The organism is Pseudomonas sp. FW215-R2, from assembly GCF_058789255.1.
Map to the genome: position 1 here is coordinate 55,071 of NZ_JBYTBO010000026.1, position 26,243 is coordinate 81,313.

The 26,243-nt window shown below is 60.4% G+C and carries 29 protein-coding genes; 14 read left to right on the top strand and 15 right to left on the bottom strand.

Annotation, left to right across the window (positions count from 1 at the left end):
* The first annotated feature begins 207 nt into the window (after nt 1–207).
* On the top strand, nt 208–936 hold the full coding sequence (locus AC3WRD_RS26540) for a class I SAM-dependent methyltransferase (protein WP_102622195.1): 729 nt from the start codon (nt 208–210) through the stop codon (nt 934–936).
* Nucleotides 937–976: 40 nt separating this feature from the next.
* Here AC3WRD_RS26540 and tam read toward each other — a convergent pair whose 3' ends face one another.
* Complete coding sequence (tam, locus tag AC3WRD_RS26545) at nt 977–1,747, bottom strand: trans-aconitate 2-methyltransferase (RefSeq protein WP_102622194.1); 771 nt, start codon at nt 1,745–1,747, stop codon at nt 977–979.
* 372 nt (nt 1,748–2,119) lie between these two features.
* Here tam and AC3WRD_RS26550 point away from each other — a divergent pair, with 372 nt between their 5' ends.
* The 3 genes from AC3WRD_RS26550 to AC3WRD_RS26560 all read left to right on the top strand — a co-directional run bounded on the left by AC3WRD_RS26550 (nt 2,120) and on the right by AC3WRD_RS26560 (nt 3,839).
* A complete protein-coding gene (locus AC3WRD_RS26550; protein ID WP_007957947.1) occupies nt 2,120–2,623 on the top strand; it encodes an inclusion body family protein in 504 nt (167 codons plus the stop codon).
* A 123-nt stretch (nt 2,624–2,746) separates the two neighbouring features.
* Nucleotides 2,747–3,286, top strand: a complete 540-nt coding sequence (locus tag AC3WRD_RS26555; protein ID WP_096819435.1) for an AidA/PixA family protein — start codon at nt 2,747–2,749, stop codon at nt 3,284–3,286.
* Nucleotides 3,287–3,428: 142 nt separating this feature from the next.
* Nucleotides 3,429–3,839: a low affinity iron permease family protein gene (locus AC3WRD_RS26560; RefSeq protein WP_102622193.1), complete on the top strand. Its 411-nt coding sequence runs from the start codon at nt 3,429–3,431 to the stop codon at nt 3,837–3,839.
* Nucleotides 3,840–3,883: 44 nt separating this feature from the next.
* Here the strand turns inward: AC3WRD_RS26560 and AC3WRD_RS26565 are convergent, their stop codons facing one another.
* The 8 genes from AC3WRD_RS26565 to AC3WRD_RS26600 all read right to left on the bottom strand — a co-directional run bounded on the left by AC3WRD_RS26565 (nt 3,884) and on the right by AC3WRD_RS26600 (nt 9,705).
* Nucleotides 3,884–4,387: a DUF4142 domain-containing protein gene (locus tag AC3WRD_RS26565; RefSeq protein WP_102622192.1), complete on the bottom strand. Its 504-nt coding sequence runs from the start codon at nt 4,385–4,387 to the stop codon at nt 3,884–3,886.
* Between the two features lie 75 nt (nt 4,388–4,462).
* Nucleotides 4,463–4,618 (bottom strand): KGG domain-containing protein, encoded by a 156-nt coding sequence (locus AC3WRD_RS26570; RefSeq protein WP_077045875.1) that lies wholly within the window; start codon nt 4,616–4,618, stop codon nt 4,463–4,465.
* 116 nt (nt 4,619–4,734) lie between these two features.
* Nucleotides 4,735–6,084: a sensor domain-containing protein gene (locus AC3WRD_RS26575; protein WP_102622191.1), complete on the bottom strand. Its 1,350-nt coding sequence runs from the start codon at nt 6,082–6,084 to the stop codon at nt 4,735–4,737.
* Between the two features lie 77 nt (nt 6,085–6,161).
* Nucleotides 6,162–6,800 carry a LysE family translocator gene (locus AC3WRD_RS26580; protein ID WP_096819439.1) on the bottom strand — a complete coding sequence of 213 codons (639 nt, stop codon included), beginning with the start codon at nt 6,798–6,800 and terminating at the stop codon, nt 6,162–6,164.
* Nucleotides 6,801–6,860: 60 nt separating this feature from the next.
* On the bottom strand, nt 6,861–7,277 hold the full coding sequence (gene fos, locus AC3WRD_RS26585; protein WP_102622190.1) for a fosfomycin resistance glutathione transferase: 417 nt from the start codon (nt 7,275–7,277) through the stop codon (nt 6,861–6,863).
* A gap of 3 nt (nt 7,278–7,280) precedes the next feature.
* Nucleotides 7,281–8,000, bottom strand: a complete 720-nt coding sequence (locus tag AC3WRD_RS26590; RefSeq protein WP_102622189.1) for a PA3715 family protein — start codon at nt 7,998–8,000, stop codon at nt 7,281–7,283.
* Between the two features lie 35 nt (nt 8,001–8,035).
* Nucleotides 8,036–8,773 carry a PA3715 family protein gene (locus AC3WRD_RS26595; RefSeq protein ID WP_102622188.1) on the bottom strand — a complete coding sequence of 246 codons (738 nt, stop codon included), beginning with the start codon at nt 8,771–8,773 and terminating at the stop codon, nt 8,036–8,038.
* Between the two features lie 20 nt (nt 8,774–8,793).
* Nucleotides 8,794–9,705: a LysR family transcriptional regulator gene (locus AC3WRD_RS26600; protein WP_173861390.1), complete on the bottom strand. Its 912-nt coding sequence runs from the start codon at nt 9,703–9,705 to the stop codon at nt 8,794–8,796.
* A gap of 78 nt (nt 9,706–9,783) precedes the next feature.
* On the opposite strand from AC3WRD_RS26600, the gene AC3WRD_RS26605 reads away from it, so the two are divergent.
* The 3 genes from AC3WRD_RS26605 to AC3WRD_RS26615 all read left to right on the top strand — a co-directional run bounded on the left by AC3WRD_RS26605 (nt 9,784) and on the right by AC3WRD_RS26615 (nt 12,901).
* Nucleotides 9,784–10,272 carry a DMT family transporter gene (locus tag AC3WRD_RS26605; RefSeq protein WP_102622186.1) on the top strand — a complete coding sequence of 163 codons (489 nt, stop codon included), beginning with the start codon at nt 9,784–9,786 and terminating at the stop codon, nt 10,270–10,272.
* Nucleotides 10,273–10,481: 209 nt separating this feature from the next.
* Complete coding sequence (locus AC3WRD_RS26610) at nt 10,482–11,717, top strand: aminotransferase class I/II-fold pyridoxal phosphate-dependent enzyme (RefSeq protein ID WP_102622185.1); 1,236 nt, start codon at nt 10,482–10,484, stop codon at nt 11,715–11,717.
* 17 nt (nt 11,718–11,734) lie between these two features.
* Entirely contained in the window at nt 11,735–12,901 is a 1,167-nt protein-coding gene (locus AC3WRD_RS26615; protein WP_102622184.1) for an MFS transporter, read from the top strand.
* Here AC3WRD_RS26615 and yiaY read toward each other — a convergent pair.
* Nucleotides 12,898–14,046 carry an L-threonine dehydrogenase gene (gene yiaY, locus AC3WRD_RS26620; protein WP_102622183.1) on the bottom strand — a complete coding sequence of 383 codons (1,149 nt, stop codon included), beginning with the start codon at nt 14,044–14,046 and terminating at the stop codon, nt 12,898–12,900. The genes AC3WRD_RS26615 and yiaY overlap by 4 nt on opposite strands.
* 154 nt (nt 14,047–14,200) lie before the next feature.
* On the opposite strand from yiaY, the gene AC3WRD_RS26625 reads away from it, so the two are divergent.
* Nucleotides 14,201–15,220, top strand: coding sequence for a DUF4917 family protein (locus AC3WRD_RS26625; RefSeq protein ID WP_102622182.1), 1,020 nt, complete (start codon nt 14,201–14,203; stop codon nt 15,218–15,220).
* Here AC3WRD_RS26625 and AC3WRD_RS26630 read toward each other — a convergent pair whose 3' ends face one another.
* On the bottom strand, nt 15,221–15,763 hold the full coding sequence (locus AC3WRD_RS26630; protein ID WP_085747256.1) for a helix-turn-helix domain-containing protein: 543 nt from the start codon (nt 15,761–15,763) through the stop codon (nt 15,221–15,223).
* 108 nt (nt 15,764–15,871) lie between these two features.
* Here AC3WRD_RS26630 and AC3WRD_RS26635 point away from each other — a divergent pair, with 108 nt between their 5' ends.
* Nucleotides 15,872–16,654 carry an aldolase gene (locus AC3WRD_RS26635; protein ID WP_102622181.1) on the top strand — a complete coding sequence of 261 codons (783 nt, stop codon included), beginning with the start codon at nt 15,872–15,874 and terminating at the stop codon, nt 16,652–16,654.
* A gap of 26 nt (nt 16,655–16,680) precedes the next feature.
* Nucleotides 16,681–17,562, top strand: a complete 882-nt coding sequence (locus AC3WRD_RS26640; protein WP_102622180.1) for a dihydrodipicolinate synthase family protein — start codon at nt 16,681–16,683, stop codon at nt 17,560–17,562.
* A gap of 73 nt (nt 17,563–17,635) precedes the next feature.
* On the opposite strand, the gene AC3WRD_RS26645 is transcribed toward AC3WRD_RS26640, so the two are convergent.
* A complete protein-coding gene (locus tag AC3WRD_RS26645; protein ID WP_096819450.1) occupies nt 17,636–17,980 on the bottom strand; it encodes a YegP family protein in 345 nt (114 codons plus the stop codon).
* A gap of 157 nt (nt 17,981–18,137) precedes the next feature.
* Here AC3WRD_RS26645 and AC3WRD_RS26650 point away from each other — a divergent pair, with 157 nt between their 5' ends.
* From AC3WRD_RS26650 to AC3WRD_RS26660, 3 genes are all read left to right on the top strand, one after another.
* On the top strand, nt 18,138–18,674 hold the full coding sequence (locus AC3WRD_RS26650; RefSeq protein ID WP_102622179.1) for an RNA polymerase sigma factor: 537 nt from the start codon (nt 18,138–18,140) through the stop codon (nt 18,672–18,674).
* Nucleotides 18,671–19,630 carry a FecR family protein gene (locus tag AC3WRD_RS26655; RefSeq protein WP_102622178.1) on the top strand — a complete coding sequence of 320 codons (960 nt, stop codon included), beginning with the start codon at nt 18,671–18,673 and terminating at the stop codon, nt 19,628–19,630. The genes AC3WRD_RS26650 and AC3WRD_RS26655 overlap by 4 nt, the downstream gene beginning before the upstream one ends.
* A gap of 122 nt (nt 19,631–19,752) precedes the next feature.
* Nucleotides 19,753–22,311: a TonB-dependent receptor gene (locus AC3WRD_RS26660; protein ID WP_096819453.1), complete on the top strand. Its 2,559-nt coding sequence runs from the start codon at nt 19,753–19,755 to the stop codon at nt 22,309–22,311.
* Between the two features lie 48 nt (nt 22,312–22,359).
* Here AC3WRD_RS26660 and AC3WRD_RS26665 read toward each other — a convergent pair whose 3' ends face one another.
* Nucleotides 22,360–22,941: a DJ-1/PfpI family protein gene (locus AC3WRD_RS26665; protein ID WP_096819454.1), complete on the bottom strand. Its 582-nt coding sequence runs from the start codon at nt 22,939–22,941 to the stop codon at nt 22,360–22,362.
* A gap of 169 nt (nt 22,942–23,110) precedes the next feature.
* Here AC3WRD_RS26665 and AC3WRD_RS26670 point away from each other — a divergent pair, with 169 nt between their 5' ends.
* Nucleotides 23,111–24,025, top strand: a complete 915-nt coding sequence (locus AC3WRD_RS26670; protein ID WP_096819455.1) for a DMT family transporter — start codon at nt 23,111–23,113, stop codon at nt 24,023–24,025.
* On the opposite strand, the gene AC3WRD_RS26675 is transcribed toward AC3WRD_RS26670, so the two are convergent.
* Together AC3WRD_RS26675 and AC3WRD_RS26680 are read right to left on the bottom strand one after the other, a co-directional pair.
* Nucleotides 24,015–25,241: a class I SAM-dependent methyltransferase gene (locus tag AC3WRD_RS26675; protein WP_102622177.1), complete on the bottom strand. Its 1,227-nt coding sequence runs from the start codon at nt 25,239–25,241 to the stop codon at nt 24,015–24,017. The two genes, AC3WRD_RS26670 and AC3WRD_RS26675, sit on opposite strands and share 11 nt — an antisense overlap.
* A 311-nt stretch (nt 25,242–25,552) precedes the next feature.
* Complete coding sequence (locus AC3WRD_RS26680; RefSeq protein ID WP_007957902.1) at nt 25,553–26,170, bottom strand: TPM domain-containing protein; 618 nt, start codon at nt 26,168–26,170, stop codon at nt 25,553–25,555.
* Nucleotides 26,171–26,243: the final 73 nt, after the last annotated feature.

Here is a 26,243-nt window from a genome sequence, read left to right on the forward strand (position 1 = left end):
TTTAAACATCCCGAATCGAAAAACCGTGTTTACAGATCCCCAACACTCCGCCGGTTCTCACACTCGCCACGACCCGCTAGCATTTCCCGATCGCCCACCACCCTCCCCCTGCGCGGCCATCGACGAATACGCGCCATCACGTATCGAGGGATTCAAAATCCGTGGCCCCCAAGCCACCCAAATAAAATCCGAAAGAGCACCAAACCCATGACCCAGAACATCTACGACAACCCCGAGTTCTTCCAGGGCTACAGCCAGATGAACCGCTCCATCGGCGGCCTCGATGCCGCGCCGGAATGGCCGGCGCTGAAAGCCTTGTTGCCTTCCCTGCACGGTTTACAGGTGGTGGATCTGGGCTGCGGCTACGGTTGGTTCTGCCGCTGGGCCAGTGAACAGGGCGCAGCCGAGGTACTGGGGCTGGATGTCTCGGAGAAAATGCTCGAACGGGCGAAGGAAACCACCTCCGCCGCGAACATCCGCTACGAGCGTGCCGACCTGGAACACCTCGACTTGCCTGTGTGCACTTTCGATCTGGCCTACAGCTCGTTGGCCCTTCACTACATCAAAGATCTCTCGGGTCTGTTCGCCAAACTGCATGCGGCGCTTAAACCGGGTGCACATTTTGTGTTTTCCATCGAGCATCCGATCTTCATGGCGCCGCGTAATCCGGGTTGGCTGGTCGACAGCGAAGGCAACAAGCGCTGGCCGCTGGACAGTTATCAAATGGAAGGCGAACGGGTGACCAACTGGCTGGCCGACGGGGTGATCAAGCAACATCGCACTGTCGGGACGCTGCTCAACGCGCTGATTGGCGCCGGGTTCACCATTCAACACGTCAATGAATGGGGCCCGAGCGATGCTGAAGTGGCCGCACAACCGGCGCTCGCTGAGGAGCGTGAGCGGCCGATGATGATGCTGGTCGCCGTACAGCGCTGATTCCAAAAGAAAGGGCCGATCAAATCGGCCCTTTCTCGTATCAACGTGTGGCGACAATGAACAACCGAGGAAACGGCAACAACACCGAACCATCCGCCAGCGCCGGATAAGCCTTGGCAACCTCCGCCAGATATTGCGCCAGATACTCCGCCCGCTCCGTTTCCGTCAGCGGGCTGAGGAACGGAATCAAACCGCTGCCCTTGAACCACTCGACAACGCCTGAAGCCCCACCCGCCAATTGATGGTGATACGTGGTGCGCCACACATCGACCCGCGCGCAATGCGGGCGCAGCATCGAGAAATAGGCACTGGCATCCGCCATTTCGATCCGTTGCCCCGCTGCACCCGCCAGTTTGCTGGCCCACGGCCCGTTGGCGGCCACTTCGCGCATCAACCGGTGAGACGGCTCGTTGAGGTTGTCCGGCATCTGGATCGCCAGACTGCCACCCTGCGCCAGCTTGCCCGCCAACGCTGGCAGCAACGTCGCGTGATCCGGCACCCACTGCAACACCGCGTTGGCGAAGATCACATCGAATGGCCCTTCATCGGCCCATTTATCAATGTCCGTCACCTCGAACTGCAACTGCGGCAGACGCTTGCGCGCGGCGTCGATCATGTCGGCCGAGCTGTCGAGCCCCTGCACTTTCGCCCCCGGAAAACGCTCCACCAGAAGCTCGGTCGAGTTGCCGGGGCCACAACCGATATCAACCACAGAGCGCGCCTCGGGCGTGGGAATCGCCGCCAGCAAGTCGCGGGCCGGGCGGGTGCGTTCATCTTCAAAAGCGACGTATTGCTTGGCGGACCAGGTCATTGCGTTCTCCTGTCGGGGCATTCCAGCGGTTCGTTACGATACAGGCTGGGCAGCACTCAGCTCCAGACCGACAGATTGCAAACCATGTCCGGCGTTTCGATGCTTATCGCCAAATCGCTGGGACTTATCACTCAGTTGACCGTCCGTCGAACTGATTAAGCGCAATTTTGACAGCCTAAAATACCTGCCTATAGTCAATTTGCGGCAATCGGAAGGAACCCGATCTATCAGTTGTCCTGCAGGGAGCAGGTCCGCTCATCTCTCGTGACCGATGGGTTCCGGCAGTAGTGTGCTCGCAACGGCCGAATGGCAAGCAACGTTGTCGTGCCTGAAAAAAACATCAGGCAATCACTATGAACAAGGAGCTTTACCATGTCTCGAGTCACGGATGTGCTGGTCACGATCGACACCGAAACCATTCTGAAAAAGTATCCCGGCATCAGCAAAGACCCGAAGAACCCGACGCTGATCGACTGGCATCATGTGTACATGGTCACCAACCAGGACAACGTGGTCAGCGGCCAGGCCGGTGGTGAACTGGACCTGAAGGCACAGGTCGGCGATTTGATTCGCTGGCGTGAAACCAGCCTGTCGCAAAGCTTCGAAACCGCCGTGATCTTCTACAAATTCATCGGCAACCAGGGCGCCGACCTGATCTCCCCACCCTCGCCGCGCAAGGCTACGGCCTGTGTTGCGGTGCCAAACACCAGCAATCCATCGGTGCCCAGCTGCCAGAAAGTCGATAACCACTACTGGTCGTCGGAAACCCTTTCGTGCGGTCGTGTGACCTATCACTTCCACTTCCTGATCGTTGACCGCAACTGCCAGATCATCGGCTGCTGCTCGTGGGATCCGTTCATTTCCATTCACAACTGACGTTGCCTCGGGCTCCTTGGCGACAAGGGGCCCGACGGATTCGCTACCGCCTCGGCCATACCAGGATGCACCGCCGGCCAAAGCGGTTGGCGTCTTGCGCCAACATCATGAAAGGAATCCATGATGACCTCCGAACCGATCCCCTCACCGTCTTCCCTCATCGAGAATGCGCACAACATTCTGTTGATCGTCGATGCCGAATCAATACGCTCGCGCTATCCGGCCCCCAGTCTGGATGCCAGTTCACCGACGAGCATCAGCGATGGGTTCATCTTTTTCGCTACAGATGACAGCTCTCAAAAAAAAGCCAGAAATGACAGCAATATAACCTTGCCTATCGACATTGGTCGTATTGTTCATTTGCGCGGGAGAACCGTCAGCCTCATCGCCGAATACAGCGTTGTGGTCTACGACATGACAATCGATACCAGCAACGTCCTTTCAGGGCTTCACCTGGAAGTTCACCCGGACCTCACCATTCCCGCTCCCAACCCCAGCGCTCCAACCGAACCCGTTAGCCAGAAGGCCCACGATCATTTCTGGGCGTGCACGACCAAGGCATCGGGCATGGCCAGACTCGAAATGAACTTCATGCTGGTCAATCAGCAATGTGAGGCCGTGGGGTATTTCAGGTGGGTTGCAAACATAGAGGTGACGAACTAGTCGTAAAAAACCGGCCACTTGGGCCGGTTTTTTTGTCAGTCGTAGTAGCCAACTGTCGCGTAGCAACCAAGGGTTGTCCGTAGAATTTTCACACCCGCCCCGCTGTCTGAATTTCAAGCGCTCCCCTACAAGGAACACAGCCATGAAATTCGCAAAGATTTCGCAAACGCTGGCACTCTGGGCCGGCAGCCCCAAGACGTTCATGGGGGCTTTGATTCTGATTGGGTTGTGGGGGTTGAGCGGGCCGTTTTTTCATTTCAATGACACCTGGCAGCTGATCATCAATACCTCGACCACGATCATCACGTTTCTGATGGTGTTCCTGATCCAGAACACCCAGAACCGCGACACCGACATCCTGCATTTGAAACTCGATGAGTTGCTGCGGGTGAACAAGGAGGCGCAGAACGCGATGCTCGGGCTGGAGTCGCTGGACCTCAAGCAACTGGAAGCGTTGCGCAGGCACTATCGGTCGCTGGGGGAAAACGAAGTGTTTGAATTGGAGGGGCTCGGTCACAAGAGCAAACCGAAGCAGGACTTGAATGAATGCTGAGCAGAAAAAACGGCGCCTGAGCGCCGTTTTTGTTTAACCCGATATCAGCGGCTGGCCTGTAGAGCCCGGGCCATCTGCAGGTGATTTTGCAGTTTCGGCAGGGTCTCGTCGGCAAACGCCTTGATCTCCGGCACGTCGGTGGTCTGGGCTTCCTGTTGAATCTGTTCGATGGCCTCTTCCGTGGCTTTGACCTGACTGGCGGCGTAGGCCTGATCGAAGGTCGCGCCGTCCTTCACTTCCGGCATCAATGCCTTGGCCTTGTCGGCGACCTCTTCACGGGGGGCGACCGGCAGATCCAGTTTCTTGGCGATTTTCGCCAGATGCTGATTGGCGGTGGTGCGGTCGTTGATGACCACAATGGTGTAGTCCTTGACCTCTTTGGACTCGGACTTCTGGTGCGCCAGACGACTGACCTCGATGTCTGCCATGCCTTTGGCCGAAGCTTCGTTGATGAAGTCGGCGGGCGACTGGGCGAAAGCACTGCCGGCGCACAGCCCCAGCAGGGTGACAAAACTGAAGTTGCGTACTCGGGTGGCCATCCGGTTCATGGTCGCGCCCTCCTTCTCTCGAAATTCAAGCGGGAGCTTTCGCCCCCGCCTCTCAATCAAAACAACCTTCGCCGACTACTTCGATTTCTGAGCGGGCTTGCGGCCCATGTCGGTTTTTGGCTCTTTGTCGACCGTCGTGGTGGTGGTTTTCCCACCTTTGCGACCGGCTTCAGACGCCTTGGTTCGATCGTTGGCGAAGTTTCCCGAGTTCGAGTTTCTTGAGTTAGGCATGATTCTCTTCCTCTTGGTGTTGATCGTGGCGAGCAGGTGCCCGCCTGGATTGAGAATTCGCCAGCCGCCAAAGGTTTAGAAAAGTTGCCGTTGCCGCGACGAACGGATGATGTCAGTCAGATATCCCGCGCCCGGTGATTCTGCCGTTTGGCGGCATACATGGCCTGGTCGGCGTGGCGGAACAGTTGCTGTTCTTCGCTGCCGTGCTCGGGATAACGGGCGACGCCGATGCTCGGTTCGATGTGCAGGTTGTGCCCGTCCAGACGCATCGGTTGCACCAGAATCTGTCGGATTTTTTCCGCCACGCTGTCGGCATCTTCGGCGGCGTGAACGCTGTGCAGCAGCACCACGAATTCATCGCCACCAATGCGCGCCACGGTGTCGGTGTCGCGTACGCAGCCCTTGAGGCGGTTGGCCACGGTTTGCAGCAACATGTCGCCAACGGCGTGGCCGAAGGTGTCGTTGACCTGTTTGAAGCGATCCAGATCGACATACAGCAGCGCCATGAACCCCGACTGCTCCCGCGCGCCGGCCAGCGCAGCCTTGAGCCGATCACGCAGCAATTCGCGGTTGGGCAACTGGGTCAACTGATCGTATTGCGCCATGCGCCGCAGACGGGCGTGCAATTGCTGACGCTCGATGGCCGTGGCGACTTGGGCGCAGACGTATTGCAGCAGTTCCTTGTCGCGCTCGGTGTAGCGCTCGCCGCCGGCCAGGCTTTTGACGATCAGCGCGCCGATGGTGCCGTTCTTCGAGTTCAGCGGTACACCCAGCCAGCACGGCGATTGCTGCCCCGCCACCAACGCTTCGAAACCTGGCGGTGCGTGCGGGCAATCCGGGGTCAGCAGGATCGGCTGGCCGCTGCGGATCACTTCGGCGCACAGCCGACCGGTCACGGTGCCGGGCTGCTCCGGTTGCAACTCGTCATCGTCGACGTGATAGGGAAAATTCAGCTGTGCGCAGTGTTCGTCGTACAGCGCCACGGAGAAATTCAGCGCCGGCAACCACTCGCCAATAATCATGTGAATGCGCTTGAACAGCGCCAGCAGATCCTCCGCCGCATGCGCCGCTTCGGAGATCGCATACAACGCCGCCTGACGGGATTCGGCGAGTTTGCGCTCGGTGATGTCCCGAGCCACGGCAATGCGCAGTTGATCGACTTCAGACCAGCGCGCCGACCACAGAATGTGCACGAGGCTGCCGTCCTTGCGCACGTAGCGGTTTTCGAAGTTGTGCTTGGGCTCGCCGCCCATGATGTCACTGGCGGCGGACAAGGTGCGTTCACGGTCGGCGGGATAGACGTAGTCGATCATCGACTGGCCGATCAGTTCGTCAGGCGTATAGCCGAGAATCCGCTCGCAGGCCGCGCTGACAAAAACGAAACGGCCCTGCTTGTCGACTGCGCACACGGCGTCCAGCAACAGATCGATATAACTCGCCAACGGTGCAGAATTTCGACTTTCCATGGTTCAGCGTGGGTGTCCGGGCAATGCAGCACTGATCAACCGTCCCTGACCTCGACCTCGCATCCCAGCGATCACATTCAAGTCTTGTTCGGCATCAGCCCCGGTAGCGCATGCACCAGGGCGTTGATGGCGAAACCGATAAACATTACCCCGCACAACCGGGTGATGGCCAGTTCATGGCGCTGATACAGCGTACGCACCTGTCGGGCGCCGACAATGCCAATGAGAATAGCGTAGGCGAGCAATCCACCGAGGAAGCTCAAAGCGATCAGCATCGGCAGCATCGACCAGTTGAGCAGTTCGGCGCGGCTCGACAGCAGCGCGGTGAACGTCGCCACCGCCACCGGGTAGGCCTTGGGGTTGGTCAGCCCGAACAGGATGCCGTGCCAGAACGGCTGACGCGCCGCACCCTGTGGCTGATCGCCGTTGCTGCGCTTGGCCCGCACGGCGCGCCAGCCGAGCCAGAACAGGTACAGACCGCTGAGTACGCCGAGCACATCGAACGCGGTGCTGCCGATTTCCCGGGCGCCGACAATCGCGATCAACGCCGTGCTGCACCAGATCACATCGCCCAGCAGATGCCCGCACAGGAACCCCGCCCCGGCCCGCCGGCCCCGCGCAGCGCCGATGCCAAACACCGCCAGCACACCCGGCCCCGGCGTGATGCCGTAGATGAAACCCGAGGCCAGCACGGCCATAAGCAACGATGGAGTCATGGAAAACCTGCAAGTGCCGGAAAACGTGGCCGCCAGTCTATCCCAGCGGTTTGTGAATATTCACGACTCGTTGAAAAAACGCATGCCTGCGTAGGGCTTTTGCCGACACGCGGCCAGTCGCGAGGCCAGATCGCCAACATGCGCTTCGAGCTTGTGCCCGTCCGGATCGAGGAAGTAGAACGACGCACCTTCGCTGCGGTTGTCGCGCCATTCCTGCACGTTCGCGGCGCGAAGCTTTTGCACGAACCGTGGAAAGTCCGCGGCGTCGAGGCTGAAGGCGTAATGGGTGTAGTCGGCGGCGGGTTCGGATTTGCGTTGCGCGTCGAGCGACAGGCACAACCACAATCCAGGGAGCGACAGGTAGGCACCGGCGTCCCACGTGGCCTCGACCCGCAGATGCAGCACGTCGCGGTAGAACGCGAGGCTGCGGTCCAGGTCGCTGACGGCGAGGGTCAGGTGGTTGAGGCCGGTGAGCATCGGTCAGTAACCTCGGAGGTCTTCGGGGACGAGGTATTGCTTGCCATCGTAGGTCAGGGTGATTTGGGTGCTCTTCAGGTTAGTGGTTTTGGAAACGCACTCTTTGCCTGACTGGGTCGATGTGTACACCACACCACTTGAGGAAACGATCAGATCAGCGAAACCGTTATGGCTGGACGAGCCGATTTCCACGCTTCTGAGGATTTTCGTGTCCTTGGTGTCGCACTCACCGCTACCCTCGCCAAACTCCTTGCGAATGACCAGACCTTCCAGCACCGGCCGCAACTTGCTGCCTTCGCGTACATACAGCGCCAGATCGGTTTTCGCGTAGGGATTGGCTCTTGAGAGACGGTCGGCGAAATCCGAACGCAAGCCAAAGGCGCGAACGTCCGGCGCCAGACGGTATCGAGCGGTATCGATCTTCAAGTCATTGAAGCTGATCGCGTCGGAATTGTAGGCGCCAGGCTTTACGTAAGTCGCCAGCGGTTTGGCGTCGGAAGCGTTGAGGAGCGACAGCTCCAGGTCGAACACACCGTCGTGGTCACCTTCGGAGTCGGACACGAACGTGGACTTCGCCGAGATCGCCTTGTCCGGGAAGGCCGGCCACACTTTGCAGCGTGACAGGGAGTGACCGTCGTATTTCTTTACCTCACAGGCGGCGTGGGCCTGAGTGGTGATGGCCAGAAAACCGAGGGCGATGAAAAATCGGGTTGGGGTGAGCATTGTTCTTCCTTGATAAGAGTCGCGTTGGATCTGTATCACTCGATCGCCTGAAAACCTTTAGGCAAGACGTATGATTTTCCGTCGTAGTGAAGGGTTGTCAAAACCGGACTGCCGACACTGATTTTATCTTCGCAGGCATCCCCCTCCCCCACACTAGTCGTATTTGTTTGCTGGGTTTTGACGATCAAATCCACATAACCATGAGAGCTGGTTTTAGCAATTTCGACTGTCCTCGAAATCTCAAAGCGCTGGCTATCGCAATTGCCATCCCATTCGCCGCCATACTCATAAACAACCAACTGACGCAGGACCGGGCGTAATTTTTCGCCCTCTCTCACATAGAGCGAGAGTTGAGTTTCATCCACCGGAGAAAGACGAGATCCGTTTGAAAGCCGTACTCGGACACCAAACGCTCGAAGGTCGGAAGTGAGCTTGTAACGGGCAGTATCAAGAGTCAGCTCATACACCGCCACACCATTTTGCTCAAACGCAGCGGCTTGGTGATATGTAGCAAGTGGATCTGTTTTGCCGTCCTGAAAAACTGACAAGTCGAAGTCATAGATGCCGTTCGAGTCGACATCACCCGGCGTAGGTTTTCGCTTGAACAGAGCCTTGGCGCCAATAGTCAACCCCGGATACGCCGGCCACTCTTTGCACACGGAGAAATCCAAATCACCGGCCACCGGCGCAGGCACACAATCAGCCAACACCTGCCCTGCCATCAACGCCCCGCACAGCGCCAGACACCCCATCACCCCAGACTTCACTGTCACGCCCCGCTCCTCGATGTTTTTCAGCCGCGCACTATCCCCTCCCCGATCCGCCGATTCAACCAGTTCAACGCCTGATCCCCACCCCGCCGCTTGTGCCACGCCGAGACAAAGGTGAACGGCGCGATCTCGAACGGCGGCGGCACAACGATCAGCGCCTCTTCATCAATATCGTTCAACGCCCGAGAGGCCACAGTCAGGATCAGATCCGTGCCGCTGATGAACTGCGGCGCAACGCTCCAGTGCGGCAGGCTGATGGCGACGCGGCGGCGTTCGCGCAGGGCGGTCAGGGTCCGTTCGATTTCCGGGGTGCCGCTGCCACGCATTTCCAGCAGAACGTGCGGACGGGAGAGGTAGGTTGGCAGGTCGAGAACACCTCCGGCGGGTAGGCTCTGGCGGTCCAGCAGGCAGACGTAGCGCTCCTCGAACAGCGGCGTACTGCGCAATTCACCGGGGAGTTCCGGGAGCACACCGGCAGCGAGGTCGATGTCGCCGTTGAGCAAACCTTCAACCATGCCTTCACGGCTGGCATGGCTGATTTGCAGGTCGATGCCCGGCGCTTCCGCGCGCAATGTACGAATCAGGCGAGGCAGGATGATCGCCGCGCCGTAGTCCGACATCGCAAGCCGAAAGGTCCGGCGCGCGCTGGCCGGATCGAAGGTGTTCGGCGCCAGCAACGATTGCACCTGGGCCAGGGCCTCGGTCAGCGGCGCAACCAGCTCCAGCGCCCGAGCGGTGGGCACCAGCCCCGAACCGGCCCGCACCAGCAATGGATCACCGAGCAAGTCACGCAGTCGGGCCAACGCATGGCTGACCGCCGGTTGACTCAAGTGCAACCGCTCGGCGGCGCGGGTGACGTGCTGCTCGCTGAGCAAGGCGTCGAGGATCACCAGCAGGTTGAGATCGATGCGCCGCAGATCATTCATCTGATGCATGTTCCTGATGACAAAACAGAATTTAAATCTGCGTGACGAATACCCTAGAGTCCAGCAAAACCTTGCTGGAGAACCATCATGAGTACGTTGCAGTGGGCCGGCCTGTTGTTGCTGGCGGCATTGGCCGGGGCCGTCGTGCCCTTTCAAAGTGCGATCAACACCAATCTGGCCCGGGGCCTGGGCCATCCGTTGTGGGCGACATTGGCGTCTTTGCTGGTCAGCGTGCTGGTGTTGTTGCCGGTGATTGTCGCGCTGCGACTACCGCTGCCGTCGCTGGCTTTCATCGGCAAGGCACCGCTGTGGATGTGGGCCGGTGGCGCGTTCGGGGTGTGCTTTGTGGCATTGGCGGTGATGCTGGTGCCGAAACTCGGGGCATCGGGGTTTGTCGCGTTGGCGCTGGCCGGGCAGGTGCTGGCTTCAATGTTGCTGGATCACTTCGGATTGTTCGGGCTGTTGGAGAAGCAACTCACATTGTCTCGGGTATTCGGCGCGGTGCTGTTGATGGCGGGCGTGGTGCTGATCCAGTTTTCCCCGGCGCTGGAAAAGAGCGCCGCAGCCGTTGGATAACAGGGCAAAGGTAAGCCCTTCACCACAAGGGTTGTCGGGCATTTCATCGCCTTACAACCCGGCAAGGCATCGCCCTACAAACAAAACTCCAACAGCCCTCAGCACTATCGGATACAGCCGATTCTGACCCTGCAAAGCTCTCTGTAAAGTCTGGCAACACACACAAATTGAAACACCCAATGGATTGCCATGCTCAAGGAGAGCTGCCTGTGAATCATCTGCCGGAATCCGCCAACACCTTCTCCAACTATCGCAAAGTCATCGCGCTGGCAGACCACGACTGGGAGGCTGCCGAAGCCGGAAAAATCGCTGCTCTCAACGTCGAGGTCAAAGGCTGCAACCACTTGCTCGATCAATACGGGCGCCAGTTCCATCACTTTTGCACCACGTCCTATCTGGGCCTCGACCATCACCCGGCCCTGCTTGAAGGTGCCATATCGGCCCTGCGGGAAACCGGCACACTGCGCGTTGCCAACTCGAAAAACCGCTGCAAGCTGGCACTGCTCGATCAATACGAAAGCGAGCTGTCGCAATTGTTTGGCGCGGTGTGTCTTAGCAGTCTGTCCTGCAGCGCCGCGAGCGCCGGTATCCTGCCGCTGCTGGCCAGTGGCGTGTTCACCCAAAACCGCCCACCAGTGATGGTGTTCGATCACCTGGCCCACTATTCGATGCATCACTTGAAAGCCAGTTGCGCCGATGAAACCCAGGTACTGAGCAGCCCTCACAACGACATGGATTTTCTCGAATCGGCGTGCCAACGCCACACCTGCGTCGCCTATATCGCTGACGGCGCCTACAGCATGGGTGGCGTGGCAAATCTGGACGGTCTGCTGTACCTGAAGGAACGTTATGGCTTGTTTCTATATCTCGATGACTCCCACGCGTTGTCGGCGGTCGGCAGCAACGGTGCCGGTCTTGTGCGGCCAAGAATGCCGGCGCTGGAAGAGGATTGCCTGATCGTCGCTTCGCTGGCCAAATCGTTCGGGGCCAGCGGCGGTCTGGTGATGCTCGGCAATCAGCGCCAGAAAAAATTGATCCAGCGCTACGGCGGACCGAGCAACTGGTCGCAAAGCCTCAATTGCGCTGCCATTGGTGCGGGTCTGGCGTCGATCCAACTGCATCGCAGTGCAGAGCTGCGTGCATTGCAGATTCGGCTCCAGGCCAATATTCGCCTGTTCGACAGCCTCCTGAGCACCGAACAACACGGCAGCCCCATGGCCATCCGCCTGATCAACTGCGGCGAGGCCGGCCTGGCCACTCGAATCGCCATTGAACTGGCCGAACACGGCTTTTTCACCAGCGCGGTATTTTTCCCGGTGGTGGCTCAAGGTAAAGCCGCGATCCGCGTTACGCTGCGCGCCGACATGGAATCGACACTGATCCACCACTTCTGTGATTTGATCACCGGATTGTTACTGACTCACAGCGGCCATCGCGACCGCTGAACCTTCACGGACGACTCATGAACCCCAGCCTCATCCTGCTCATCACCTGCTCCACCGTGTTCCTCGCCCAACTGGGCATGAGCATTTACCTGCCGGCGTTGCCACAGATCGCCGGGCACTTGCGGGTCGATGCAACGCAAGTGGCCTGGGGCTTGTCGCTGTACCTGATCGGCATGGCGCTGCCGATGCTGCTCTGGGGCAGTCTGGCGCAGCGCATCGGCCGTAAACCGGTGCTGTTGGCGGCGCTGGGGATTTATGGGCTGGCGAATCTGGCGCTGCCGCTGGGCTCGACACTGGAGTCGTTCCTGCTGATGCGCCTGCTTCAGGGGATCGGCGCCAGCGGCATTTCGGTGATGGCGCGGGTGCTGATTCGTGACAGTTTCCGGGGCGATCTGCTGGCGAAGGCGCTGTCGTGGATTTCGATTTCGTTCGTTGTCGCGCTCGGCATCGGGCAATACGCCGGCTCGCTCATTCAGGTGACGCTGGGCTGGCAGGCGATCTTCTATTTGCTGGGCGCGGCCAGCCTGTTGATGGCCGCGATTGTCTCGCGCCTGAGTTTTCCAGAACTTGTCGAAGCGCCTACTACCGCTTCGCCCTGGGCGGTCTATCGAATGATTCTGGTCCATCGAGCGTTTCTTCTGCCGGCGCTAGCGGGCGGTCTGGGTTATGGCGTGATCATCGCGTTCAACAGCGCCGCGCCGTTGATTCTGCAAGGCCCGTTCAATTGGTCGACGACCGAATACGGGCTGTTGGGCTGGCCGATCAGTGCGGCGTATTTTCTGGGGGCGCTGGCGGTCAATCGCTTTGTCTTGCGCACGGGTCAGCACTGGTTGATGGCATTGGGGGTGGGGTTGGTGTTGGCCGGCAGTGGGGTGATGCTGGCCGGCAGCCTGTTGGCCAGCTCGATGGCCTGGTTGCTTTGGCTGCCTTACTGCGTCGCCGTGTTCGGCCAGTCGCTGAACTACCCGATCAGCCTGTCACGGGCCAACGATGGAGCACCGATTGCCGGCGCCTACGCGATGGCCCTGAGCGGTTTCATCCACCAGTTGATGGCCGCACTGATCGGCGCTGTGGCCAGCCTGTTCGCCAGTCCGCAAGCGTGGCCGCTGTCGCTGCTGTGTTGCGTTCTGGCGTTGGGCGCGGTGCTCTGCGTGAGGTTCGCGCCCGGTCGCCATCGCGCTTAAAACGCGCTGCGGAAAATCTCTTCGATCTGCCGTTGATCCGCCGCCCGCGGATTGGTCAAACCACAGGCGTCTTTCAGGGCATTGGCGGCGAGCACCGGGATGTCGGTGCATTTGGCGCCGAGGTCGCGCAAACCACCGGGGATGTCGACGTCTTTGGCCAGACAACGGATTGCGGCAATCGCGGCTTGCGCGCCCTCCTCCGGGCTGAAGCCGCGAATATCGGCACCCATAGCGTGGGCCACGTCAGTGAGGCGGTCGGCGCAGACCAACGCGTTGAACGTCTGCACATGCGGCAACAGCACCGCGTTGCACACCCCGTGAGGCAAATCGTAGAAACCGCCCAACTGGTGCGCCATCGCATGCACAAAGCCAAGCGATGCATTGTTGAACGCCATGCCGGCGAGGAACTGCGCATACGCCATGTTTTCCCGTGCGGCGAGGTCGCTGCCGTCGCGAACCGCCAGGCGCAGGTTGTTGCTGATCAGGGTCATCGCCTTCAACGCGCAGGCGTCGGTGATCGGGTTGGCGGCGGTGGACACATAGGCTTCGATCGCATGGGTCAACGCGTCCATGCCGGTGGCGGCGGTCAGGCTTTTCGGCATGGCGACCATCAGCGCCGGGTCGTTGACCGACAGCAGCGGCGTGACGTTACGGTCGACGATGGCCATTTTCACATGGCGGGTTTCATCGGTGATGATGCAGAACCGGGTCATCTCGCTGGCCGTGCCGGCCGTGGTGTTGATGGCGATCAGCGGCAATTGCGGCTTGGCCGATTGATCGACGCCTTCATAGTCGCGGATCTGCCCGCCGTTGGTCGCGCACAGGGCGATGCCCTTGGCGCAGTCGTGGGGCGAACCGCCGCCGAGTGACACGACAAAATCGCAGCGGCTGTCCTTGAGCAGCGCCAGCCCGGCCTCGACATTGGCGATGCTCGGATTCGGCTTGGCGCCGTCGAAGATCACCGAATCGATGTCCTGCATCGCCAGTTTCTCGGCGATCATGGTTGCCACGCCAGCCTTGGCCAACCCGGCGTCGGTGACAATCAGCGCCTTGCGAAAACCGTAGTTGCGGATGGCATTCATGGCTTCGTCGAGGCAGCCGCTGCCCATGATGTTGACCGCGGGAATGAAAAAGGTGCTGCTCATGGTGCGTCTCCTGACAGGGGCCGAATCGACTCCTGCGATTCGGCGGATGCATACAGGATCGACCGATCGGTCACGGCGGATGTTGATCTGGCTCAATGCCCGCTCGTGATAAAGTCGCCGCCCATCTGCCCCTTGTTTTGAGACGTGCCCTGCAATGACCGATTTTCTGGATGTCGACGCCACACTCGAAGACTGGAACGCGTTGCGCGCCACCACCGACTTCCGTGGTTTGCTGGTGGGCAACGGCGCCAGCCGCGCGGTGTGGGACGATTTCGGCTACGACTCGCTGTTCGAAAGCGCCCGCACGGTGGAAGAAAAACCCCTGAGCCCGTCGGAACTGAGCGTGTTCGACGCGATGCAGACGCGCAGTTTCGAACAGGTACTTGGCGCCCTGAAAACCACCAGCCGGGTCAACAAGGCACTGGCCGTCAGCTCGGCCGCGCCGCGCAACCGCTACTACGCGATCAAGGAAGCACTGATCAACGCCGTCCACGATTTGCACATTCCGTGGCGACTGGTCGACGCCTCGACCCTGAGCATTCTGAACCGCGAACTGGCGAGTTACCGCACGGTGTTCACCACCAATTACGACCTGCTCAACTACTGGGCCCTGCAACACCAGAGCGAGGCCATCGACGACCTGTTCAACGGTCCCGACGCCAGTTTCGACTTGTGCGAAAGCCACACCGAAAAACCGCGTCTGCTGTACCTGCACGGTGGCCTGCATCTGGTGCGCAACCTGAACGGCAGCGCCCGCAAAATGACCGCCACCGAAGGCACGCTGCTGGGCAGTTTTGCGATCAACAACACGATCAAGACGCTTGATGATGTGCCGCTGTTCGTCAATGAAGGGCCGAGCGCGGACAAGCTCAAGACCATCCGCAGTTCCGATTACCTGTCGTTCTGCTACGACCAGCTACTCGCGCACGGCGACAGTCTGTGCATCTTCGGCCATGCCCTGGGCGAGCAGGACGATCACATCGTCCGCGCCCTGCGTCTGGCCAGACCGAAGACCGTGGCGATTTCGATCTATCCGCGCAGCGCGGCGTTCATCCAGCACCAGAAGCGGCACTACGCGAAGGTGTTCGAAGGCACGGGCGCCGAGTTGCGGTTCTTTGATTCGAAGAGCCATGCGCTGGGACATCCGAAGCTGTCGGTGCCGGTCGAGGTCTGATCACTCCTCGCTGCTGTGCACCACCACCAGCAACTGCGCCTGCACCTCGCCCACTGAGCGGATGCGATGGGGTTTCTGCGCATTGAAATGCAGCGCATCGCCCCGCTCCAGCAACACCCGTTCGTTCACGAAGTCCACTTCGACCCGGCCTTCGTGGACGAACAGGAACTCCTCGCCCAAGTGTTCCTTGAAGGTCTTGTCGGTGAATTCGCTCGGCGGGTAAATGATGAACGGCAACAGGCTGCGTTCGCTGACCTGATGGGCCAGCACCGCATAACCCGGGCTGTGATCGTTGGCCGCCAGCGATTGGCGCTCGTGGCTGCGCACCAGGCTGTAGCTGTCGAGGCTGACGTTGTCTTCGGAGAACAATTCCTCGACTTTCACATTCAGCGCTTTCGCCAGTTTCAACGCGGCGGCAATCGACGGCGTGTTCAACCCGCGTTCGACTTTCGACAGATAACTCTTGGTCATGCCGGATTTCTCGGCCAGTGCCTCAAGGGTTACGCCAAGTTTTTTTCTCAATAATTTCAAACGGATAGACATGCGAAGCGATTAATCCAGCAAAGGAAAGACGATTTGTCCTTGCCAATGACACAAAGTGTCATATAGCCTCTTAAGTGTCATCCATGGCAACCACCACAGGACACGGATATGGCGAAGACATTAGCACTACCCAAAGACGAACTGGTCAAGCAAGCGCTGACCCAGATGCAAAAAAGCCTGGCGGATAATACGTGGACGGACCGGCAAAAGCTGGCCCTGACCTGCCGGATCCTCTTTGAAAGCGGCCACGACTCGGGCCTCGCCGGGCAGATTACCGCCCGTGGCCCGCAGCCGGGCACTTACTACACTCAGCAACTGGGGCTGGGCTTCGACGAAATCACCGCGAGCAATCTGCTGCTGGTCAACGAAGACCTGGAAGTGCTCGAAGGCCACGGCATGGCCAACCCGGCCAACCGTTTCCACAGCTGGGTGTACCGCGCACGGCCGGACGTGAACTGCATCATCCACACCCACCCGACGCACATTGCCGCGCTGTCGATGCTGGAAGTACCGTTGCAGATTTCCCACATGGACCTGTGTCCGTTGTACGACGATTGCGCGTTCCTTGAGGGCTGGCCGGGCGTGCCGGTCGGTAACGAAGAAGGCGAATTGATTGCCGGGGCGTTGGGCGATAAACGGGCGATCCTGCTTTCCCACCACGGTCAACTGTCCACCGGCACGACCATCGAGGAAGCCTGCGTCATCGCACAATTGATCGAGCGCGCCGCCAAACTGCAATTGCTGGCGATGGCCGCCGGGACGATCAAACCGATCATTCCCGAGCTGGGTCGCGAGGCGCATGACTGGGTGTCGAAACCCAAACGCCACGCTGCGGCCTTCAACTACTACGCCCGGCAGAACCTGCGTCAGCACGCCGATTGCCTGAACTGAACACCTCATCCTTGCGGAGCACTCTCATGTCCAACATTCACGGCATCATCGGCTACACCATCACCCCGTTCGGCGCCAATGGCGAAGGTCTTGATCTGCCGGCCCTCGGCCGTTCGATCGATCGGCTGATCGACGGCGGCGTCCATGCCATCGCGCCGCTGGGCAGCACCGGCGAAGGCGCTTACCTGAGCGATGCGGAGTGGGACCAGGTCGCCGAATTCAGCATCAGGCACGTGGCCAAACGCGTGCCGACCGTGGTCAGCGTCTCCGACCTGACCACCGCCAAAGCTGTGCGTCGCGCACGTTTTGCCGAAGCCCACGGCGCCGACGTGGTGATGGTGCTGCCGGCGTCCTACTGGAAGCTGACCGAGGCGGAAATCCTCGCCCATTACCGCGCCATCGGCGACAGCATCGGCGTGCCGATCATGCTCTACAACAACCCGGCCACCAGCGGCACCGACATGTCGGTGGAACTGATTCTGCGCATCGTCAACGGCGTGGAAAACGTGACCATGGTCAAGGAGAGCACCGGCGACATCCAGCGCATGCACAAGCTGCAACTGCTCGGCGAAGGCCAAGTGCCGTTCTACAACGGCTGCAATCCACTGGCGCTGGAAGCCTTTGCGGCCGGGGCCAAGGGCTGGTGCACGGCGGCGCCGAACCTGATTCCGCAGCTCAATCTGGATCTGTACGAAGCAACGCTGGCGGGGGATCTGGGCAAGGCGCGGGAACTGTTCTACCGCCAGTTGCCGCTGCTGGATTTCATCCTCAAGGGCGGGTTGCCGGCGACGATCAAGGCCGGTCTGCGTGACACCGGGCTGGAAGTCGGCGATCCACGCTTGCCGGTGTTCCCGTTGAGCGAGGCCGGGCGCAACCAGTTGCAGGCCATTCTCAAAACCCTGCGCTGACCTTCAAGCACGACAAAAAACCTGTGGGATCGGCACGCTGCCGGTCCCACAGGTTTTTGTGCTGGAGGTGAACTCAGAGCACCGGCAGGGTTTTGTCCTTGATCACCGTCGTCGGCCCGTTGGCCTTCACGGCGGCGATGCCTTTGGCGCACGCTGCCTCGGACGAATAGGATTCGCTGCTGCCGATGATCTGGTGATTGGCCGCCTTGAGGTTGAAATACGGATGCCCGTCCTTCGTCGATTTCTTCTCGTAGCGCTCGTCCAGCGGGCTGTTGACCTGCACCGAGGCGATGCCGTTATCGGCGGCGCTGCGGGTGGTGTACAGCTCGCTGGTCAGAATCGTTTCGGCGTTTGCCGCTTTCAGCACGAACCTGAACTGGCCGTTGCTGCTTTTACTCAACTCGTACCATCCGGACATGTCGCTGCTCCTGTCGATTGAATCCCCGCAAGTAAAGACCGTTTCGACGGTTTAGCCACTCCGCACTGACAGGCGCGAATGTGAACATGACAAATGACAATCATTCTCATATCATCCGCGACTTTCTGCACCCCCCGCTTCGTCGAGAAGGATAGTCATGCCCCGCCTCACGCCCGATCCTCTGTCGGCCGATTCGTTTCGCCGGTTTTACGGGGACATCCTGCATTACCTGCGCAAACGCACGGACAATCCCAGTGACGCGGCGGACATGACCCAGGACGTGTTCACCCAATGGCTCGACTATCGCGACCGGGCCAAGGTCGAGCAACCGCGGGCCTTTCTGTTTCAAATGGCGCGCAACCTGCTGCGTGACCACTGGCGCCGCCAAAAGGTGCGGCACATCGTGCAGCCCACTCAAGACAACGATGCCGAACCACTGGCCGATGAGCATCACGATCCGATGGCGGCCGCGCAACGCCAGCAACGGCTGGAACAACTCAAAACCGTTCTGGGCGAACTCTCGCCACGTCGGCGCGAGGCGCTTGTGCTGCACCGCTTCGAAGGCCTGAGTCAGGCGCAGATTGCCGAGCGCATGGGGATTTCGCTGAGCATGGTGGAAAAACACATCGCCTTCGCATTGCTGCATTGCAAGCAACGCCTGGATCACGACAACGGCATGGAGCAGCCAGAATGAACCATTCTCACGACTTCACCGAGGAACTGCCCGACGACAGCATCGACGCTCAAGCCGCGGCCTGGTTTACCCGCAATCGTCAGGATCAGCAGCCCGCAGAGCGCCAGGCATTCGAACAATGGCTGCGCGAGCCGGCGCATGCCAGCGCCTATCGTTCATTTGAAGTGTTGTGGGCCGAGCTTGGTGAATTGCAGCAACTGAACCGGCCAACGCCGCTGCCGGTAAATCGCTCAAAAAACCGCTGGCGACCCGCGCTGGCGATGGCCGCCGCGCTGATCGTTGCGGTACTGGCTACGCCTCTGGGCACGTCACATGAGGTCTATCAGCAGCAGATTGCTGCCCACGCCAAAGGCCTGCGCACTTTCGAATTACCCGACGGCAGCACCTTGTCGGTGAACGCCAACACGCAACTGCGTGTCGACTTCGACAGCCACCAGCGCCGGCTCATTCTCGATCGCGGACAGTTCTACATCGACGTTGCGCCGGACAAGGAACGGCCGCTGTGGGTACAGACCGGCGACGCCACGATCCGCGTGGTCGGCACCGGTTTTGATGTGCGGCGCAGCGAGCGACAACTGGTGGTCAGCGTCGCCCACGGCCAGGTCGCGTTCACACCGGACAGCCGCGCACCGCTGCTGCTCGGCGCACAGCAGCAAGTCGCGGTCGACCTGGCCAGCGGCGCCTTGCAGCAACACAGTCTTGCAGCCAGCCAGGTGGCCGACTGGCGCACCGGGCATCTGTCCTTTCGCAACCGTGAGCTGGCCAGTCTGGTGGATGAGCTGAACCTCTATCGCCCGCGTCCGGTGCTGCTGGCCAACGCAAAACTGGGGCAGATCAAGGTCTCCGGCAACCTCGACGTCGAGGACCCGGATGCTCTGATCAACGCCCTGCCAGCCCTGGTACCGGTCAAAACCGTCGCGCTGGCCGATGGCAGTATCCGCCTCGAAAACCGCTGACAAAATCTCACATGAGAATATTTTGCATTCGCATGTGAGGTTTTTTTTACCTGCCGCGTCTTCCTCCGGTCTGCGCTTCGTACGCAGGCCTTTCTGGCCTTTTCGCCGCCCTGGGGGATTCCATGTTTCGCGTGTTTTCGCCGTACCCGCTCACTTGCCTTCGACCGACCCTGCTCGCCACTTGCCTGGCGTTCAGCGTACAAGCCCATGCCGCTGACCTGAGCCTGCATTTGCCGGCGCAACCCTTGGCAACGTCGCTGAGTCAGGTCGCCCAACAGGCGAAGATCCAGTTGCTGTTCGATGAAGCGCAACTGCGCAACCTCAAGGCTCCGGCCCTCGACGGTGAATACAGCGCGGAAGCGGCGATTCGCACGTTGCTCGACAACAGCCAGTTCGGCCTGATCAAGGTCAACCAGACCTACGTCGTGCGCCCTGAAGAACCGGTCACCAGCAGCGGTGACGGCATCCAGCTCGACGCCCTGAGCGTGATCGGCAGCGGTACCGAAGTCGACTCCAGCACCGTCGGCCGCTCGACCCTGACCCAGGCCGACATCGACCGCCACCAGCCAAACAACATTCCCAGCCTGCTGGCGACCCTGCCTGGCGTGAGCATGGGCGGTTCGATGAAACCGGGCGGCCAGACCATCAACATCTGGGGCCTGGGCGACGCCGAGGACGTGCCGTTGACCGTCGACGGCGCCACCAAAAGCGGTTTCGAGCGCTACCAGCAAGGCACGATTTTCATCGAACCGGAGCTGATCAAACGCATTGAAGTGGAAAAAGGCCCGCACTCGATGCTCACCGGCAACGGCGGTTTCGGTGGCACCGTGCACATGGAAACCAAAGACGCCCCGGACCTATTGCAGGAAGGTCGCAACAGCGGTGCGATGGTCAAGTACGGTTACGCCAGCAACGACCATCAGCAAACCTACACCGGTGCCGTGTTCGGTCGCACCGATGACGGTCGCGCCGATGCGCTGGTGTACCTGACCAAGCGCGATGGCGGCGACATGAAGCTGGCCGGCACCCCGCCCGATCCGGACAATCAGTACCCGATCAACCCTCGGCGCCTGCCCAACAGCGCGCTGGATCTGGACGGCCAACTGCTCAAGTTCAACCTGCACCTGAACGACGAACACAGCGTCGGCCTGTCGTACTCGCGCTCGCAAAGCGAGCGCTGGGCGCCGTTCTCGTCGGCCAGTTATCCGACCCCGCCGACCCGCGCCAACATCAAGCAATACGGCTACGAAAACGCCCTCAAGCGTTTCCTCGCCAACCGCGAGACCACCGACACCACGTGGTCGGCCAAGTATCAGTACCAGCCGCTGGACAATCGCCTGATCGATTTCAAGCTGAGCTATTCCGAGTCCAACACCGATCAGACCGACGAGCGCGATGCCACGGCGTTCTTCCAGACGTCCACCGGCGGACGCAAGATGGACACCGCCTACAAGGACCGCATCGTCGAGGCGAGCAACATCAGCCTGTTCGAAACCGGCGTGCTGTCTCACGCGGTCACCGGCGGTGTGCAAATCCGCAAGCACAGCCGCGACACCGAAATGTGGATGCCGGGCAAGACCTACGAAGTGCCGAAGTACAACTACGGCTACTTCCAGCCGAGTTTCATGCCCCAGGGCAAGGTCGACACCAACAGCGTCTATCTGCAAGACGCGATCACACTGGGCGATTTCACCCTGACCCCGTCCGTGCGCTACGACCATGTGCGCAATCGCGGCGAAGCCAACGACGCGCCTTACTACGACAACCCGGACCCGAGCTTCGGCCACGACTACAGCGACCGCACTTACACCGGTTGGTCGCCGCGCCTGTCGGCGTTCTGGCGGATGACCCCGGACGTCGGCTTCTTCGTCGACTACAGCAAGACCTGGCGCGCGCCGGTCATCGACGAGCAGTACGAAGTGCAGGGTCTGGGCAGCCGCACCGCCACCAGTGTCGACCTCGACCCGGAACGCATCACCGGTTGGCGTGCCGGTAATATCAGCCACTTCGCCAACGTGTTCACCGACCACGACAACGTGCAGGTCCGCACCACGCTGTTCCGCAACAAGATCGACGACGAGATCTTCAAGGCCACCGGCATCGGCTGCGAGAACCAGGCCATCAAGGGCGGCAGCATCGCCTCGGACTGCAAGGGTTCCGGCCCCATGGGCAACTACCGCAACATCGGCGGGCTGACCATCAAGGGCTTTGAAGTCGAAAGCTTCTATGACTCGACGTACCTGTTCGGTTCGCTGTCCTACTCGTGGATGACCGGCAAGCACGAAGGTGCCTACACCAATCCATGGGGACCGGACGTCTGGGTGCGGGACGTTCCACCGAGCAAATGGATTGCCGTGCTCGGCGTGAAGATTCCGAGCTGGGATGCCCAGGTCGGCTGGCAAGGAGAGTTCGTGCGCCAGACCGATCGCCTGCCGAGCGACAAGTACGGCTCGAGCAAAAACACCCTGGGTGACGTGTTCTACGACCAGTACGCCAACGACCGCTACAACGTGCAGGGTCTGTTCGCCAAATGGAAACCGCAGCAGCCGTACCTCAAGGGCACCGAGGTCAACCTCACCGTCGACAACCTGTTCAACGAGGATTACCGCCCGGCGCTGAGCGGTGATCGGGCTTACAGTCAGGGACGCAATGCCAAGGTCAGCGTGACGCGGTTCTTCTGATCCGTCCGGGCTTGCCCATCGCGAACACGCTCGCGATGGGCCTCACGCTCACAGGGTGATTTTGGTTCCGAGCAACCCGAGGAAACCGGCCAGCCAGTTCGGATGCGCCGGCCAGGCCGGGGCGGTGGCCAGATTGCCCTGGACGTGGCCCTCGGTCACCGGAATATCGATGTAGGTGCCACCGGCCAGCCGCACTTCCGGAGCACAGGCCGGATAGGCGCTGCACTCGCGGCCTTCAAGAATCCCCGCCGCCGCCAGCAGTTGCGCGCCATGGCAGACAGCAGCAATCGGCTTGCCGGCCTTGTCGAAGGCTCGCACCAGTTCCAGGACTTTTTCGTTCAGCCGCAGGTATTCCGGCGCACGACCACCGGGCACCAGCAACGCGTCGTAATCCTTGGCATCGACCTTGGCGAAATCGAAGTTCAGGGCAAACTGGTGACCGGGTTTCTCGCTGTAGGTCTGATCGCCTTCGAAATCATGGATCGCGGTGCGCACAGTCTTGCCGGCGGCCTTGTCCGGGCACACGGCGTGCACGGTGTGACCGACCATTTGCAGGGCCTGGAACGGCACCATCACTTCGTAGTCTTCGACGTAATCGCCGACCAGCATCAGAATCTTTTTCGCGGCCATGGACAGGACTCCTCTGGTGAATGCACAGGAGTATTCAAAGTAGTCCAAGGACCGCGATGACGTCCGCAAACTGTATGGATAACTCTGCGCCTGACTGTAACAGCACGATGCGCAAGGTTTGTGGCTAGATGAAGCCACCTCCCTGCCACCTTCTAATCGGGTTGCCCTCATGTCTTCGCGCGAAAACACCGGCATGGCCCTCGGCCTGCTCGGCGTGGTGATTTTCAGCCTCACCCTGCCCTTCACCCGTATCGTGGTGCAGGAACTTCACCCTCTGCTCAACGGCCTCGGCCGTGCGTTGTTCGCGGCAATTCCGGCGGCGTTACTGTTGCTATGGCGCCGGGAAAAGTGGCCGACCTGGCAACAGGTCAAAGGCCTGAGCCTGGTGATTGCCGGGGTGATTCTCGGTTTCCCGGTGCTGTCGGCGTGGGCCATGCAAACCTTGCCGGCGTCCCACGGCGCGCTGGTCAACGGTTTGCAGCCACTGTGCGTGGCGCTGTACGCGGCGTGGCTGTCCCATGAACGACCGTCGAAAGCCTTCTGGGCCTGCGCCGCGTTGGGCAGTGCGCTGGTGCTGGGTTATGCGTTGTACACCGGCGCCGGCAGCATTCAGGCCGGGGATTTGCTGATGCTCGGCGCGATTGCGGTGGGCGGTCTGGGTTATGCCGAGGGCGGACGCCTGGCCCGGGAAATGGGCGGCTGGCAGGTGATCTGCTGGGCGCTGGTGCTGTCGACGCCGTTGCTGATCGGCCCGGTGCTGTATCTGGCGATCCAGCATCAGGGCGCGGTGTCGACGAAAACCTGGTGGGCCTTCGGTTACGTCGCGCTGTTTTCGCAGTTCCTGGGGTTCTTCGCCTGGTACGCCGGATTGGCGATGGGCGGCATTGCCCGGGTCAGTCAGATCCAGTTGTTGCAGATCTTCTTCACCATCGCGTTTTCCGCGCTGTTCTTCGGCGAACACGTGGAGCCGATCACCTGGCTGTTCGCCTGCGGGGTGATCGCGACAGTGATGCTCGGACGCAAGACGGCGGTGCGCCCGGCTCAACCGGGCACGTTACCGGCCGGAGTTCAGCTCAAGCCTTGAGCGGCAGCAGGCCATCGGCGAGCAGCAGGGTTTCCAGGCAGTGCTCGCTGATGTGGTAGAACGCTTTGAGCTCCTGAATCTTCACCAGCAACTGGGCCGGGTCCACCGGCTCGGCGCGCTTCACGGCGAGGATCATCTTGTTCTTGTTGGTGTGGTCCAGCGAGATGAACTCGAACACCTTGGTCTCGTAACCGCAGGCTTCGAGGAACAGCGCACGCAGACTGTCGGTGACCATTTCCGCCTGCTGGCCCAGGTGCAGGCCGTATTGCAGCATCGGCTTGAGCAGCGCCGGACTCTGGATCTGCAAGCGGATCTGTTTGTGGCAGCACGGCGAGCACATGATGATGCCCGCGCCGGAACGGATGCCGGTGTGGATCGCATAGTCGGTGGCGATGTCGCAGGCATGCAAAGCGATCATCACTTCCAGCTCGCTCGGCGCCACGCTGCGCACATCGCCGCACTTGAACACCAGCCCTGGGTGTTCCAGCTTCGCGGCGGCGGTGTTGCACAGATTGACCATCTCTTCGCGCAATTCAACGCCGGTGACTTCGCCCTCGGCCTTCAAGGTGTTGCGCAGATAGTCATGGATGGCGAACGTCAGGTAACCCTTGCCCGAACCGAAATCCGCCACCCGCACCGGTTTGTCCAGAGCCAGCGGCGAGGACGTCAGGGCATGACTGAAGACTTCGATGAACTTGTTGATCTGCTTCCACTTGCGCGACATCGCCGGGATCAATTCGTGTTGCGCGTTGGTCACGCCCAGATCCTTGAGGAACGGTCGGTTCAGATCGAGGAAGCGGTTTTTCTCGCGGTTATGCTCGGCGGACGGCACTTCACGCAATTGCTGGGGTTTGCTCATGAACAGCGAACTCTTGCCCTTTTTGCTGTATTCGAGCTGGGCTTCGTCGGTCAGCGTGAGCAAATGCGCATTTTTGAACGCCGCCGGCAGCAGCTCGGCGATCGTCGCTACTGCTTCGTCCAACGGCAGGTTCTTGGTGATGTCGCGGGTCTTGTAGCGATAAACGAACGACAGGCACGGCTGCGCCTTGACCGTCACCGGTTTGATGATGATCCGCTGCAGGTCCGCTTCTTCGCCGACGTACTTGGCCAGCACCAGTTTGATGAAGCCGTTCTGCTCGAGGCTGGTTTGCAGCAGCTCGATGAACTGGGCGTGGTGATCGGGCGCCGGTTTGGCAGATGGGGCGGTAACGGACATGAGAAAAAGCGGCCTCGGACGGGCAAATCGGGAATGGTGGGTAGTTTAGGGGGGATGGGGATTGGGGACACGCTCTTATTTACCGAACGGCTTTTAAAAGCGGCCCTCACCCCAGCCCTCTCCCGGAGGGAGAGGGAGCCGATTGCGGGATATTGAGGAGATACGCCGACTTGAACGATTGGCTTTGAATCCATAATCGACTCGATATTTCAGGTCGATGGATCGCGGCAGACAACTCGGTCGGCTCCCTCTCCCTCCGGGAGAGGGCTGGGGTGAGGGCTGCGATCTCAAGTCCTATAAAACTGCCGAAACTACCCCAACACCACCAACCGATTCGGCAACTCATTTCTCACCTGCGTCACCGGCACATGCACCTTGAGCAACTCGCCGCACGCTTCAATGCAGGTGACAAATCCCTGCAACGTCTGACCCTGCCGCACCTGCTCGGTAAACGCCGCGACAATCGAATCCCAGCTCTTGTTATCCAGTTTTCTGGAAATCCCTTCATCCACCAGAATCTCCACGTACCGCTCGGCCTCGCAGACAAAAATCAGCATGCCGGTGCTGCCTACCGTGTGATGCAGGTTCTGTTCGAGAAACTGCCGCCGCGCCAGGTTCGAGGCACGCCAGTGGCGGACGTGGCGCGGAATCAGATGGGTGGTGACTTTGGGCAAACGGAACACCAGGCACAGCACGACAAAACTGACCCACTGCACCAGCAGCAGGCTGTGCATCGTCAGCCAGCCGGTCAGGTAGTGCACGATACCCGGCACCACCAGCGCCAGCAGGCTGGCCCACAGCAGCGGGATGTACGCGTAGTCGTCGGCGCGGGCCGCGAGCACCGTCACCAGTTCGGCGTCGGTGTCGCGTTCGACCCGGGCGATGGCCTCGGCGACCTTGCGTTGTTCGTGTTCAGTCAGTAATGCCATGTCGTGAAGTGCCTGCTCTCATTATTGTTATCACCAGCCGCCGGAAGACCCGCCCCCGCCGAAACTGCCACCG

Coding starts and splice junctions, on each gene's coding strand:
- AC3WRD_RS26665 (WP_096819454.1), bottom strand. CDS start 22,941: ATGGCCGCGAAAAAGATTCTGATGCTGGTCGGCGATTACGTCGAAGAC.
- AC3WRD_RS26540 (WP_102622195.1), top strand. CDS start 208: ATGACCCAGAACATCTACGACAACCCCGAGTTCTTCCAGGGCTACAGC.
- fos (WP_102622190.1), bottom strand. CDS start 7,277: ATGCTCACCGGCCTCAACCACCTGACCCTCGCCGTCAGCGACCTGGAC.
- AC3WRD_RS26580 (WP_096819439.1), bottom strand. CDS start 6,800: ATGACTCCATCGTTGCTTATGGCCGTGCTGGCCTCGGGTTTCATCTAC.
- AC3WRD_RS26570 (WP_077045875.1), bottom strand. CDS start 4,618: ATGCCTAACTCAAGAAACTCGAACTCGGGAAACTTCGCCAACGATCGA.
- AC3WRD_RS26615 (WP_102622184.1), top strand. CDS start 11,735: ATGAACCCCAGCCTCATCCTGCTCATCACCTGCTCCACCGTGTTCCTC.
- AC3WRD_RS26560 (WP_102622193.1), top strand. CDS start 3,429: ATGAAATTCGCAAAGATTTCGCAAACGCTGGCACTCTGGGCCGGCAGC.
- AC3WRD_RS26550 (WP_007957947.1), top strand. CDS start 2,120: ATGTCTCGAGTCACGGATGTGCTGGTCACGATCGACACCGAAACCATT.
- AC3WRD_RS26670 (WP_096819455.1), top strand. CDS start 23,111: ATGTCTTCGCGCGAAAACACCGGCATGGCCCTCGGCCTGCTCGGCGTG.
- AC3WRD_RS26660 (WP_096819453.1), top strand. CDS start 19,753: ATGTTTCGCGTGTTTTCGCCGTACCCGCTCACTTGCCTTCGACCGACC.
- AC3WRD_RS26565 (WP_102622192.1), bottom strand. CDS start 4,387: ATGAACCGGATGGCCACCCGAGTACGCAACTTCAGTTTTGTCACCCTG.
- AC3WRD_RS26645 (WP_096819450.1), bottom strand. CDS start 17,980: ATGTCCGGATGGTACGAGTTGAGTAAAAGCAGCAACGGCCAGTTCAGG.
- AC3WRD_RS26650 (WP_102622179.1), top strand. CDS start 18,138: ATGCCCCGCCTCACGCCCGATCCTCTGTCGGCCGATTCGTTTCGCCGG.
- AC3WRD_RS26605 (WP_102622186.1), top strand. CDS start 9,784: ATGAGTACGTTGCAGTGGGCCGGCCTGTTGTTGCTGGCGGCATTGGCC.
- AC3WRD_RS26590 (WP_102622189.1), bottom strand. CDS start 8,000: ATGCTCACCCCAACCCGATTTTTCATCGCCCTCGGTTTTCTGGCCATC.
- AC3WRD_RS26680 (WP_007957902.1), bottom strand. CDS start 26,170: ATGGCATTACTGACTGAACACGAACAACGCAAGGTCGCCGAGGCCATC.
- AC3WRD_RS26630 (WP_085747256.1), bottom strand. CDS start 15,763: ATGTCTATCCGTTTGAAATTATTGAGAAAAAAACTTGGCGTAACCCTT.
- AC3WRD_RS26575 (WP_102622191.1), bottom strand. CDS start 6,084: ATGGAAAGTCGAAATTCTGCACCGTTGGCGAGTTATATCGATCTGTTG.
- AC3WRD_RS26655 (WP_102622178.1), top strand. CDS start 18,671: ATGAACCATTCTCACGACTTCACCGAGGAACTGCCCGACGACAGCATC.
- AC3WRD_RS26635 (WP_102622181.1), top strand. CDS start 15,872: ATGGCGAAGACATTAGCACTACCCAAAGACGAACTGGTCAAGCAAGCG.
- yiaY (WP_102622183.1), bottom strand. CDS start 14,046: ATGAGCAGCACCTTTTTCATTCCCGCGGTCAACATCATGGGCAGCGGC.
- tam (WP_102622194.1), bottom strand. CDS start 1,747: ATGACCTGGTCCGCCAAGCAATACGTCGCTTTTGAAGATGAACGCACC.
- AC3WRD_RS26640 (WP_102622180.1), top strand. CDS start 16,681: ATGTCCAACATTCACGGCATCATCGGCTACACCATCACCCCGTTCGGC.
- AC3WRD_RS26625 (WP_102622182.1), top strand. CDS start 14,201: ATGACCGATTTTCTGGATGTCGACGCCACACTCGAAGACTGGAACGCG.
- AC3WRD_RS26555 (WP_096819435.1), top strand. CDS start 2,747: ATGACCTCCGAACCGATCCCCTCACCGTCTTCCCTCATCGAGAATGCG.
- AC3WRD_RS26600 (WP_173861390.1), bottom strand. CDS start 9,705: ATGCATCAGATGAATGATCTGCGGCGCATCGATCTCAACCTGCTGGTG.
- AC3WRD_RS26675 (WP_102622177.1), bottom strand. CDS start 25,241: ATGTCCGTTACCGCCCCATCTGCCAAACCGGCGCCCGATCACCACGCC.